Genomic DNA, 12829 nt, shown 5'->3' with positions numbered 1-12829 from the left:
TAACCGGGTCAGGATGCAATAATGACTTCCACCCCGATGTCTTCAATTTGTTGTTGCTGCTCCCGGGTAATGCCGCTGTCAGTTACCAGCATGTCGACCTGTTCCAGCCCCCCGAGTACGCAAAATGAACGCAAACCGATTTTGCTTGAATCCGCCACCAGACAAATGGATTCAGCGGATTTCATCATGGCCTGTTTCACCGCAATATCCGACAACGAGGGATACGACAGACCGTGTTTTATATCCAGCGCGGCCGTGGCCAAAAATAAACGCCTGGCATACAAGCCATTAAAATAATCAGCCGAGCGTTCACCACTTAACGACAAGGTAGGCGCTTTAAAATGCCCGCCTGTCATGTGCACATCAAAGTTGCGGTCGCCACCCAACATCAGAGCAATATTGAGTGCATTAGTGATCACCGTGATCTCTTTTCGTCCAAATAAATTTGCCGCAACTTCCGTTGTGGTTGAGCCGGAGTCCAGAATGATGGTTTCACCATCCTGCACTAACGCTGCGGCAGCCAGGCCAATTTTGTGTTTGGCTTCGCGGTTTTCCTGGTGTTCCAGGGTCATCGCCCGCACCTGTTCAGGAACTGATTTCAGGTAAGCGCCACCGTGTTCCCGCACCACGTGGTTTTCCGCTTCCAGCTTTTCTAGGTCCTGCCTGATGGTTACCTCTGAAACCCCGAAGGCTTTCGCCAGTACCTGCACCCGACCACTGCCCTCTTCCCGCAGCCATTCCAGCATTTTCTTGCGCCGGGTTTCGCCTAAACCCCTGCTCTTTGTTTTTTTATCTTTCATGAACGTCAGTTCCCATTTTTTAACTCGCTCTTATTACATCGCTTCCGAAGCATTCAACGCCGCTTCAGCAGAGCACAGCCCTGACAGCGCGTATTGATTTTGGTTTGGATAATCCTGCGAGCCTAAATGTAAACCTGTTTACGCGTCATGCCTACATCTAAACACCCATTTGCGAAAAACGCAAGTATTCGAAAGTTATTTATTTACGATACATCTGGATCAAAGGTTATTTTCGGAATATATTGAATATAGAACAGTAACTGTAAATCAAAGTTTGAAAGGGTATTTTATGTACACAAACGAACAGCTAACCCTTAAGTCACTGCAGTATCGGCACAATATTTTGCGCTGGATTAAAAGTGCGGGTGCCGGGCATACAGGGGGGAGTCTTTCCTGCATAGACATATTAAACGTCTTGTATAACCGCATTCTCAATGTGTCACCGGACACCTTCACATCACCGGATCGCGACCGATTTGTGCAAAGTAAAGGACATTCGGTTGAGGCACTATTTGTGGTACTTGCAGACCAGGGTTTTTACGATGAGAAAGAACTCGAAAGCTTGTGCGCCTATCAGTCGCATTTTGTCGGCCATCCCACCAGAAAGGTACCAGGTGTAGAGCAAAACACCGGCGCCCTGGGTCATGGATTGCCCATTGCAACGGGAATGGCCATAGGAGCGCGCAAAGACAATCGTAACTTTCGGGTATTTACGCTATTGGGAGATGGCGAAATGGCGGAAGGCTCTAATTGGGAAGCCGCCATGGCAGCGTCTCACTATCAGCTTGATAATTTAACCGCCATTATTGACTGCAATAGTCTGCAGATCTCCGGTCGCACCTCTGAGGTGATGAACAACGAGCCACTGGCCGAAAAGTTTGCCGCCTTCGGATGGGCGGTCAGCACAGTCGATGGTCATAACTTAACGCAACTCAGTGCAGCATTGGCCGCACCACTACAGGCCGGTAAGCCCAGCATGATTATTGCGAAGACAATCAAAGGAAAAGGTGTGAGCTTTATGGAAGACATTCCCAAGTGGCACCATGGCGTGCCATCGGACGAAGAACAAATCATGGCACTGAAAGAAATTGAAACCGCGATAGCAAAACTCACGGAGGGTTCTTTATGAGTGCACCAGCGCCGTCAATGTATTCCCCAAAAGCGAAACAAACCGCCGAAAATCTCGGCCTGTCGATGGGCAAAGCCAACCTGGAAATCTTTGCCGCCACACTACAGGATCTGGCTACACAGGACAGGCATATCCTGGCCGTCACCAGTGACTCCCGGGGCTCAGGTAAACTGGCTCCTTACGGGCAGGCACTACCAGAACAAATTGTGGAAGTGGGCATTGCCGAGCAAAATCTGGTGGGTGTGTCTGCCGGTCTTGCATCAGTAGGCAAAAACGTCTTTGCCGTCTCTCCTGCCTGCTTTTTAACCGCGCGCTCATTTGAACAGGTTAAAAATGATATTGCCTACTCAGATAATCCGGTTACTCTGGTGGGTATCAGTGCCGGCGTCAGCTATGGTGCGTTGGGCTCAACGCATCATTCGCTACACGACATTGCAGCATTGCGGGCAGTTAACAATATAACCATTATGTCGCCTGCAGATAACTATGAAATGCAGGAAGCCGTTAAAGCGGCGGCGCAACTGGCATCCCCGGTGTATATCCGGGCAGGAAAAGCACCGTTGTTTAATTTGCCCGGAAATGACCCCTTTGTGCCTGGTCGCTGTCGGGTGGTGAAAGACGGCCAGGACGCTGCATTTATCGCTACAGGAGAAACTGTCATTCACGCTTTACTGGCAGCTGAGCATTTACAACAAACCGCAGGCATATCATGCCGGGTGATCAGCGTACCGACGATAAAACCGCTGGACTCAGCCGCTATTCTGCGTTGTGCCCAGGAGTGTGGCGCGATACTCACAGTTGAAGAGCATATGGTCAATGGTGGATTGGGCGAAGCCTGCGCCGCAATCATTGCCCAGTCCAGCTATAAGCCGCGCTTTAAAATCATGGGTATTCCGGATGAATACACGGTAACAGGAAGCCAGGCTGATATTTTTCGCCACTATGGCATGTCGATGGAAGGCCTTGCCGAATCCATGCTAAGACTCGTGAACAATTAACTATGTCGATGATAATTACACTGGACCAAAGCACCTCTGCCACCAAAGCACTGCTGTTTGACAGTTCAGGCGCGGTGTTAGATAAAGCGGTACGGGAGCACAAACAGCACTACCCGCAACCGGGTTGGGTTGAGCATGATGCCGAAGAAATTTGGATAAATACCCTGGCCACCGTAAAACAGTTGCTGCAGCGCCATCACAACAGCCTCGACCAACTTGTTGGCGTGAGTATCACCAATCAACGTGAGACGGTGGTGATATTTGAGCGCAGCTCCGGCAAGCCACTATACCCAGCCATTGTTTGGCAATGCAGACGCAGTGAGCCGGTTTGTGAATCTCTAAGCGCCGCCGGGCATGACAGGCTGATCCACGAGCGCAGTGGCCTGAAGCTGGATCCTTACTTTTCCGGCTCGAAACTCTTGTGGATGATGGACAATCATCCGCAGCTCAGGTCCAGACTTGAGAGCGGTGAAGCCTTGATTGGCACCATTGATAGTTACCTGATTTACCGGCTTACGCAGGGTCAGGTGTTTGCCACAGATCCAACCAATGCCAGCAGAACGCTGCTGTACAACATTCATGATCTTCAGTGGGATGAAGCACTGTGCTCGCTTTGGCAGGTTCCCATGAACGCCCTGCCGGAAGTCAGAGAGAGCAGCGCCTTTTTCGGCGAAACTGATTTTGCCGGCATCATCGACAAACCACTGCCTGTGGCGGGTGTTATGGGTGATTCTCAGGCTGCGCTGTTCGCACAACAGTGTTTTGCTCCCGGTGATGCAAAAGCAACATTGGGTACGGGCTCGTCAGTATTGCTGAATATCGGCAACAAGCCACGTTTTTCAGACCAGGGCGTGCTCACTGCTTTGGCCTGGGTCCAGGATAATGAACCTGTGTACGCGTTTGAAGGCATCATTATCAATTCAGCGTCAACCCTGAGCTGGCTACAGACACAACTGGGATTGGCGCAAGACGTTGCGGAAATTGCAGAGCTTGCTGCGCAGGTGTCAGATAGCGGCGGTGTATATCTGGTCCCGGCATTTTCGGGGCTGGGACTGCCCCACTGGGAGCCCGGTGCGCGGGCCGCTATTGTCGGCTTGTCCAGTCACTCAGATCGGCGCCATGTCTCAAAAGCCGCACTTGATTCTATCGCTTATCAGTTGCGGGACGTACTTGATGTGATGCAGGCCGAAAGTGGCATTGCCATGCAGACCCTAAAAGTGGATGGCGGCCCAACGGCCAACCAGCAACTCATGCAATTTACTGCAGATATGATTGGCACAGACCTGCAGGTATCAGCCACTCCCGAATGCTCTGCGTTGGGAGCGACCATGATGGGATTGCTGGCACTGAAAATATACCCGTCAGTAACGGCGTTTTCAGATACCGGGTTTAACAAGCCCGTGCTTCAACCCCGCATGTCTGAAACCGACGTCAACCGCATGCTGGCCGGCTGGCGCGCGGCTGTTGCTCAGGTGTTAACCGGTAAAAAATCAGTTTAACTGCCTACCGCTGCCATTCACTATCGCTTGGCAGTGGTACCCACTCTGGCCGGTCAGGCCTCAACTCCCTGCCCGGTTCAGCGCCCCGGTTAACAGAATAAGCAGATATCAGCAGCAGTTAAATGGCTTTTCGCTCAAATTTAATCATATGACCACACCTTGACTGAATATGAGTTGATTTTTCCGCTTTTTCACAGGGTTATTTATCGGATTAACCTCAGTACATTGTGTTTTAACCTGCCTATTTATCATGCAATACACCACCAGCCAGATTGCTTTTCCTTCTTGTTAAAAAAAGTCGCGGCGATACGGAGATCAGTTGCCAGACCGGAAAATCAGTGCAATACCCCTGTTGTTTTGCGCTACATCCTGTTTCGATAGACACAATCCCTGAATCACAGCCCGTGAAATTGTAAAATATTTGGGAATGTAATGTAAATTTTTGCCACCTTTATGATTGAATATGATTGACAAAGACCGATTTGGATGTATATTGAGTCACAAATGAACTGTAGTTCTCACAATTTTCCAGTTCCAATTATTTAACATCACAGGGTGCTCATACATGCCTTATCAGCCAGATGAATACAAACACGTAAAATACCTATGGGAAGACGAGGTGGCCGATCAACTCAGCCCCGTTGAAAACCTGGTATATCGCTCCAACAAGCTGGGGGAAGATCAGCGAATTACGAATACCGGCGGAGGCAATACGTCAGCAAAGTTAACTGAAGTTGATCCACTGACCGGAAAAGAAGTGGAAGTACTTTGGGTAAAAGGCTCGGGCGGCGATCTGCGCACCTCAGAAAAAGAGAACTTCTCTTCTTTATATCAGGACAAACTGAATGCACTGGATGATGTTTATCAGAATTACCCGGATAAAGGTTATAAATCAGCGGGTGAAGACCGCATGGTGGGCATGTTTAAGCACTGCAATTTTTGCTTAAATCCAAGGGCATCTTCAATCGATACACCGCTTCACTCCATGATTGATGAAAAACATGTTGATCACCTGCATCCCAACGCGGTGATTTCAGTTGCATCATGCAAGGCACAAAAAGAACTCACAGAAGTCATCTGGGGAGGCAAACTGGCTTATGTTCCCTGGATGCGTCCGGGTTGGGAAGCGGCCAAACTCTGTGAAGACACTTATGCTGCCAATCCCGACATCTGGGGGATCCTGTTGGGTCAGCATGGTCACACCAACTGGTCTTCTGAAAGTAAAAGCTGTTATGAAACGTCGCTTTGGGTAATTGAAACAGCCGCCCGATTCATCGATGAACAGGACAAAGGTGAACTGACATTTGGCGGTCAAAAATATCAGTCACTGGACGAAAACGCGCGCACCGCACTACTCACAGAATTCCTGCCGGTTGCGCGGGGCCTAATCTCCAACAAAGTAAAATTTATTGGCACGGTGCAAACCGATGATGCGACACTTCGTTTTGTAAACAGCGCAGACGCGCCGCGCCTGGCTGAGCTTGGAACCTCGTGTCCTGACCACTTTTTGCGCACAAAAATCAAACCTTTGCTGGTTGACTTTGATCCCCAGCAAGATGACGTTGCAGCGCTGATTTCAAAATTCAAAACGGGACTGAAAAAATACCGCGAAGACTACACGGCTTATTACGAAGCCTGCAAGCGCCCGGATTCTCCGCCTATGCGTGACCCCAGCCCCACAGTAGTACTCATCCCTGGTATCGGAATGATTGCATGGGGTAAAAACAAGAGTGAATCACGTGTTACCGCAGAATTTTACAATTGTGCAATTGAAGTTATGCGGGGTGCCGAAGCCATATCTGAGTATACCGCTTTACCTCCCCAGGAGGCGTTCGACATTGAGTATTGGGCGCTGGAGGAAGCAAAATTGCAACGTATGCCACCGGAAAAACCATTAGCCAGAGATGTGGTGGTTATTATCGGCGCAGGCGATGGCATTGGTAAAGCAACGGCGCATCGCGTAGCAAAAGAAGGGGCTCATGTCGTGTGTGCTGACCTGAACATGGAAAATGCACAACGCACCGCGAAAGAACTGACTGATATCTATGGGCAGGGCATTGGTGTTGCAGGGAGCGGAATTTCAGCTTGCGGTCCGGCAATTGCGTTAGAAATTGATATAACTAAACGACAAACCGTCGAGCAGATGTTTACTCAGGTGTTATTGGCCTATGGCGGAATAGACAAGCTGATTGTCACAGCGGGTGTATTTATTGCTGAGGGGCCGGATCTGGCGAAAAACGATGAAATATTCGACTTGAGCTTCAGCGTTAACGTTAAGGGTGGCTATGTCGTAGGTTCTACAGCACAGAAAATATGGGAAGCACAAGGGCTAAAAGGCTCAATGGTACTAACCACGAGTGTCAATGGTGCCGTATCCAAAAAAGGGTCACTGGCTTACGATACCAGTAAAGCGGCAGCCAACCACCTGGTACGTGAGCTGGCGGTAACGCTGTCACCACTGGTCAATGTCAATGCGCTGGCGCCGGCAACCGTTGTTCAGGGTAGTAACATGTTCCCTCGGGACCGGGTGATTTCATCGCTAAGGAAGTACAATATCAGTCATAATACCGATGAGAGTACTGAAGCCTTGCGGAATAAATTAGCAGAATTCTATGCTCAGCGTACCTTGACCAAACAACCTATTACACCAGATGATCAAGCCGAAGCGGCGTTTCTTTTGGTCTCCGGTCAGCTGAGCAAAACAACCGGGCAAGTGCTGAGTGTAGACGGTGGTCTGCATGAAGCATTCCTGAGATAAGAGGTAAGTTATGTTACGAAGAATTGATGCAGTCATAATCAGCGATGACAATAACAAGCAGAAAGCGGCACTGGATGCAGATTATGCCGCACTGGGGGATAAGCTTGCCCGGAACAATATCGATATTGATGCGATTACTGCGTTGGCAGGCAAATTTCAGGTTGCAGTGCCCTCCTGGGGCACCGGCACAGGTGGTACCCGCTTCGCCCGTTTTCCGGGTGAAGGTGAGCCGCGAAATATCTGGGAAAAGCTGGAAGACTGCGCGGTGATCAATGAGTTGTCGGGCTGTACCGATAGTGTCTCACCACATTTTCCCTGGGATAACGTTGAGGATTTCTCAGCGCTTAAACAAAAAGCGGATGAATACGGCATAAAATGGGTGTCGGTAAATTCAAATACCTTTCAGGACCAGCCAGGACAGGCAGTGTCGTACAAGTACGGCAGCCTGAGCAATACCCAACAAGCGGCCCGTGAACTTGCCATTCAGCACAACCTGGATTGTATTGAATACGGGAAACAGCTTGGCGCTAAAAGCCTGACAGTGTGGGTGGGTGATGGCTCAAATCACCCTGGTCAGCAACATTTCCAACGGGCCTTTGAACGCTACCTCGCCAGCATGGAGGAGATATACAAAGGCCTGCCGGATGACTGGGAAATGCACATCGAGCACAAAATGTTCGAGCCGGCTTTTTATTCCACGATTATTCAGGACTGGGGCTCTAACATTTTGGCCGCGATGCACCTGGGACCTAAATGCAAATCCCTGGTGGATCTGGGTCACCATGCGCCCAATACCAACATTGAAATGATCGTGTCGCGATTAATTCAGTTTAAAAAACTGGGCGGATTTCATTTTAACGACAGTAAATACGGCGATGACGATTTGGATAGTGGCTCATTGCACCCGTACCAGCAATTTTTGATTTTCAATGAACTGGTGGATGCTGAGCACCGTCAGCAAGCTGAGTTCAATCCCGCTTACATGCTGGACCAGTCACACAATGTCACCGACCCGGCAGAAAGCTTGATAAATTCAGCGATTGAAGTGCAACGTTCCTATGTCAAAGCTTTACTGGTAAACCGCGAAGCACTGTACGGTTATCAGCAAGAAAACGATGCCTTGATGGCCTCATTGGAGCTAAAAAATGCGTTTAACCTGGACGTATCACCGATACTGGCAATGGCCCGCTACCAAAAAGGGGCCGCGATCAATCCATTAGGTGTGTATCGCAGCGCCGGGTATCGCGCGGCCATGGCGGAGTTGCGACCCCGTGACCCGAATGCCACCGGCTCTGGTATTGTGTAATCTGAAATTGTTTATGACAGGCGGTATGTACCGCAGGTTTCCTTGCAGGCAGCTTCCTTTTGGCGGCAGCCTGGTGAAACACAAAAACGGAAAACAACCATGCGATTAAGCCAGTGTTATAACTTCCATGATTTTCGCAATCTGGCACGTAAACGCTTGCCCGGCCCGATTTTCAACTATATTGATGGCGGGGCGGATGATGAAACCACACTGCGCCGCAATACAGACGCATTTCAAAGTTGTGATCTCATTCCCCGGGTACTCACTGGTGTCAAAGATATTGATTTGGGTGTGAACGTCATGGGGCAGGAATTAAAACTGCCGGTTTATCTGTCACCAACCGCCCTGCAACGCTTGTTCCATCATCAGGGTGAGCGCGCTGTGGCTGCTGTCGCAGAACAGTTTGGCACCCTGTTTGGCGTGTCATCGCTGGGCACCGTCAGCATGGAAGAAATAGCCAGACAATACGCCACACCACAGGTATATCAGTTCTATTTTCACAAAGATCGCGGCCTCAACAAGGCCATGATGGAGCGCGCCAAAGAGTCAGGCATTCAGGTTATGATGCTGACCGTGGACTCCATTACCGGCGGTAATCGGGAACGGGATTTACGCACCGGATTTTCCATTCCGTTTCGACTTAACCTGGCCGGATTGTGGCAATTTGCCAGTAAGCCTGCGTGGGGAATAAACTACCTGACTCATGAGAAATTCGCCCTGCCTCAGTTGGATGCGCACATTAAAATGAAAGGCGCCACCAGCTCAATAGGGGATTATTTTACCAACATGCTGGACCCGTCAATGAACTGGCAGGACGTGGCCGAGATGGTGAAATTCTGGGATGGTCAGTTTTGCTTAAAAGGCATTATGAGCGCCGACGATGCCCGGCGCGCTGTGGATATTGGCTGTACCGGCATTGTGATCTCCAACCACGGTGGACGTCAACTGGATGGCTCCCGCAGTTCTTTTGATCATTTAGCGGAAATAGTTGATGCCGTGGGTGATCAAATTGACGTGCTGTTCGACAGTGGCGTTCAGCGCGGCACTCATGTTTTAAAAGCACTGGCCCTGGGCGCAAAAGCCGTGGGTTTGGGCCGCTATTACCTCTATGCCCTGGCAGCCGCCGGTCAAAAAGGTGTGGAGCGTGCCATGAGCCAGATGGTGGCAGAAATTGAAAGAGACATGCGCTTAATGGGTTGCAGTAAAATTAGTGACTTAAATCGCGACCATGTGCGCTTTCGCTAATTCGCGTTAACCATTTCCCGCCAAAACTTATTGCACAACAGTGGCCCACTGCTGGGTAAGATGCTGAAAGCGGGATTGCAGACGGGGCGTTATAAAATCAATAAAACTGCGCTGTTTTAAGGGTAAAACCGGTTGCTGAATATAGAGTAAACTCACCGGCCATACTGACGGGGCGTAAGTTTGCAGAACCAATTTTAGCTCCCCGCTAAGTAACCAGGGCAACGCCTGATATGACAACACCCGGGCAATGCCCAACCCCTCACGGGCAGCCTGCAAAGACACATCAATAGAATTGGCCCTGACTCTTGAGGACACGGGAACCAGAACTTCCTTTGCCCCGACATTGAAGCGCCACTGATTGGCCAGATCTAATCCTTCAAATGAGATACATTGGTGTGATGACAATGCTTCAGGGGAAGCAGGCGTGCCATGAGCAGCCAAATATTCGGGGCTGGCACACAGTATTTTCTGCACACTCCCCAGAGATCTTGCGACCAATTCACTGTCGGGTAACTCACCAACCCGAAATGCAATATCCACCACATCCTCATACATGTGCAGGTTTTGATCAGTGAGTATGAGTTTAACACTGACGTCAGCATAGAGTTTCAGGTATTCCGTAATCAACGGAAAAATATGCATTCGCCCCAGAATATTGGGCGCGGTTACTGTCAGACACCCTTTGGGGTCCTGATACTCCCCCTTCGCATCCCGTTCAATATCCGACACCATGGACAACACGTCACGACAGGATTGTAAATAAGTTCGCCCGGCGTCGGTGAGCACTAAATTTCGGGTTGAACGACGCACCAACTGGACACCGAGATAGTCTTCCAACTCTTTGACTTGTCTGCTTACTGTGGTTTGCGGTTTGCCCAGTTTTCTGGCTGCCGCGGAAAAGCTGCCGCATTCCATCACCGTCACGAACAAGTCCATTGCATTAAGCCTGTCCATCAATTCCCCCAAAAAATGACTAGGTGCTAAACGTTTTTGACCACTACACGAAGGTATCTGTCGAGCATACAGTTTAGCGGCGTGAAAAACACTTACTGAGGAAAAATTTATGTCACGACTCATTACCCCGGCAACAATAGAATCTGCCCCGGAACAATCTCAGCCATTACTTAAAGCCGTAGAACAACAACTTGGCGTTGTTCCTAACCTGTTTAAATTGGTCGCCGTCAACCCGGCAGCACTGGAAGGTTATCTCGGCTTGTCAGGCGCATTGAACAAGGGCTTGCTGTCAGTTGCGTTGAAAGAAGGTATTGCACTTGTCATAGCTGAAGCGAATGGCTGTGAGTATTGCCTGTCGGCTCATACCTATTTAGGCAAAGGGCTGGCAAAACTGGAAGACGCAGAAATTATCGCTAACCGCAAAGCACTGTCAAAAGACGTTAAAACCCAACAGGCCCTGGAATTTGCCGTAGAGGTGATGCAGCAGCGGGGGCAGGTTTCAGATGAATCGGTGCAACAGGTAAAAGCAGCTGGATTTAGTGACGCTGAGATTATCGAAATTATCCTTCATGTAGCGTTAAATGTTTGGACGAATAGCATTAACAATGTGGCGAAAACTGAGGTTGATTTCCCATTAGTACAACCCTTTTAACTGCCCACATTAACGCCTTACACAAGGAAATTAACCATGCATGCTATCGAAGAATACCGGCCTCCGGTGCCACCTTTCACCCGCGAAAGCGCAGAAAAGAAAGTCCGTCTCGCTGAAGATGGGTGGAACTCCAGAAACCCGGATGTTGTAGCACAGGCTTACAGCGTTGGCACCCGATGGAGAAACCGCAGCGAGTTTATTCAGGGACGCGAACAAGCCCGTCAGTTCCTGCAAAGAAAATGGCACAAGGAGCTGGAATACCGACTTATCAAAGAATTGTGGGCGTACACAGACAACCGCATTGCCGTGCGATACGCCTACGAATGGCGGGACGACTCAGGCAACTGGTTTCGTTCCTACGGTAACGAAAATTGGGAGTTTGATGACCAGGGTTTAATGATAAATCGCTTTGCCTGCCTCAATGATTTACCCATACAGGAAGCGGAACGTCTGTTTAGGTGGCCGCAGGGACGTCGCCCTGATGACCATCCATCGCTGTCCGACCTGGGACTCTAACGCAACCGCACCTTGACTGCCGCAGGCAGAAAAGGTGCCGGCTTTCTCTCTCATGCTTTTTCTTATATGACTGAACTAAAGGTGACAACATGGTAAATATCAACAATATCTTACGGCGAATTTCCATCAAAGCTGAAGTGTTTTTCAGTGGAAAATTGTGCGGTATTCAAACCTTTGATTCTAAGGATAAAGGCCACCTGCACCTGCTGCGCGAAGGTACATTAACCATTCTGATGAGCAATGGCCAAAAAGTTGTGGCCAGTGAGCCTACGCTAATATTCATCCCAACCCCAAGTGAGCACAGAATTTTGGCGGATCAATCTTCCACCGCACAACTGGTGTGCGCCACTGTCACGATTGACACCATTCACCGGGGTTTACTGCTTGAAGCACTGCCCAACATCTTTTGTCTGCCACTGGGGAAATTGCCTGATTTTAGTCGAACTGCACAATGGTTGTTTGAAGAAGCCTTTAGTCATTCCATTGCCCGTCAGGTGATCATCGACAAACTCAGTGAGATTTTTTTACTCCAGTTGCTCAGGTATTCTCTGGAGCGAAATTTGGTCAAAAGCGGTACCCTCGCCGCATTGACTCATCCCATGCTGGCCAAAGTCATCAGTGCCATGCATGAACAACCCGAAGTTAACTGGACTGTTGAAAGCCTCGCTGATGTAGCGGCAATGTCACGCTCCCGGTTTGCTGCTACCTTTAAAAGTGTGATTGGTATCACCCCCAATGACTACCTCACTGACATTCGAATTTCTCTGGCTCAGGATTTACTGCTTCAGGAAAAACCAATAAACCTCATTGCCAATTTAGTGGGCTACGAACACGGTTCTGCACTTGCCCGAATATTCCGAAAAAAGCTTGGCCAGGCTCCCAGAGACTGGCTCAAATCCAGTAAGAATAAAGAATCGCTATTTGATGCAAAGAACCATGCCTTGAGCTTGCCGGAAAACGAAAGGTTGTAAA

The 12829-nt window shown here is 49.5% G+C and carries 11 protein-coding genes; 9 read left to right on the top strand and 2 right to left on the bottom strand.

Annotation, left to right across the window (positions count from 1 at the left end; all coding sequences use genetic code 11):
- Positions 1 to 8: 8 nt before the first annotated feature.
- A complete protein-coding gene (locus LJ740_RS14260; RefSeq protein WP_229529781.1) occupies positions 9 to 800 on the bottom strand; it encodes a DeoR/GlpR family DNA-binding transcription regulator in 792 nt (263 codons plus the stop codon).
- Positions 801 to 1089: 289 nt separating this feature from the next.
- On the opposite strand from LJ740_RS14260, the gene LJ740_RS14255 reads away from it, so the two are divergent.
- The 6 genes from LJ740_RS14255 to LJ740_RS14230 all read left to right on the top strand — a co-directional run bounded on the left by LJ740_RS14255 (position 1090) and on the right by LJ740_RS14230 (position 9735).
- Positions 1090 to 1929, top strand: a complete 840-nt coding sequence (locus LJ740_RS14255) for a transketolase (protein ID WP_229529780.1) — start codon at positions 1090 to 1092, stop codon at positions 1927 to 1929.
- A complete protein-coding gene (locus LJ740_RS14250) occupies positions 1926 to 2927 on the top strand; it encodes a transketolase family protein (protein ID WP_229529779.1) in 1002 nt (333 codons plus the stop codon). The genes LJ740_RS14255 and LJ740_RS14250 overlap by 4 nt, the downstream gene beginning before the upstream one ends.
- 2 nt (positions 2928 to 2929) lie before the next feature.
- Positions 2930 to 4426, top strand: a complete 1497-nt coding sequence (locus LJ740_RS14245) for an FGGY family carbohydrate kinase (protein ID WP_229529778.1) — start codon at positions 2930 to 2932, stop codon at positions 4424 to 4426.
- 565 nt (positions 4427 to 4991) lie between these two features.
- Positions 4992 to 7184 (top strand): bifunctional rhamnulose-1-phosphate aldolase/short-chain dehydrogenase, encoded by a 2193-nt coding sequence (locus LJ740_RS14240; RefSeq protein ID WP_229529777.1) that lies wholly within the window; start codon positions 4992 to 4994, stop codon positions 7182 to 7184.
- 10 nt (positions 7185 to 7194) lie between these two features.
- The gene (rhaI, locus tag LJ740_RS14235) at positions 7195 to 8490 is read left to right on the top strand and encodes an L-rhamnose catabolism isomerase (RefSeq protein ID WP_229529776.1); all 1296 of its coding nucleotides are present in this window, start codon (positions 7195 to 7197) and stop codon (positions 8488 to 8490) included.
- A gap of 99 nt (positions 8491 to 8589) precedes the next feature.
- Positions 8590 to 9735 carry an alpha-hydroxy acid oxidase gene (locus tag LJ740_RS14230; RefSeq protein ID WP_229529775.1) on the top strand — a complete coding sequence of 382 codons (1146 nt, stop codon included), beginning with the start codon at positions 8590 to 8592 and terminating at the stop codon, positions 9733 to 9735.
- Positions 9736 to 9762: 27 nt separating this feature from the next.
- Here the strand turns inward: LJ740_RS14230 and LJ740_RS14225 are convergent, their stop codons facing one another.
- The gene (locus LJ740_RS14225; protein ID WP_229529774.1) at positions 9763 to 10689 is read right to left on the bottom strand and encodes a LysR family transcriptional regulator; all 927 of its coding nucleotides are present in this window, start codon (positions 10687 to 10689) and stop codon (positions 9763 to 9765) included.
- Between the two features lie 109 nt (positions 10690 to 10798).
- On the opposite strand from LJ740_RS14225, the gene LJ740_RS14220 reads away from it, so the two are divergent.
- The 3 genes from LJ740_RS14220 to LJ740_RS14210 all read left to right on the top strand — a co-directional run bounded on the left by LJ740_RS14220 (position 10799) and on the right by LJ740_RS14210 (position 12828).
- The gene (locus tag LJ740_RS14220; RefSeq protein WP_229529773.1) at positions 10799 to 11341 is read left to right on the top strand and encodes a carboxymuconolactone decarboxylase family protein; all 543 of its coding nucleotides are present in this window, start codon (positions 10799 to 10801) and stop codon (positions 11339 to 11341) included.
- Positions 11342 to 11377: 36 nt separating this feature from the next.
- The gene (locus tag LJ740_RS14215) at positions 11378 to 11857 is read left to right on the top strand and encodes a nuclear transport factor 2 family protein (protein WP_229529772.1); all 480 of its coding nucleotides are present in this window, start codon (positions 11378 to 11380) and stop codon (positions 11855 to 11857) included.
- 89 nt (positions 11858 to 11946) lie between these two features.
- Positions 11947 to 12828, top strand: coding sequence for an AraC family transcriptional regulator (locus tag LJ740_RS14210; protein ID WP_229529771.1), 882 nt, complete (start codon positions 11947 to 11949; stop codon positions 12826 to 12828).
- Position 12829: the final 1 nt, after the last annotated feature.

This window comes from Planctobacterium marinum (assembly GCF_020687805.1).
In the GTDB taxonomy this organism is placed as follows: domain Bacteria; phylum Pseudomonadota; class Gammaproteobacteria; order Enterobacterales; family Alteromonadaceae; genus Planctobacterium; species Planctobacterium marinum.
This window is presented reverse-complemented; position numbering and strand designations above follow the sequence as displayed.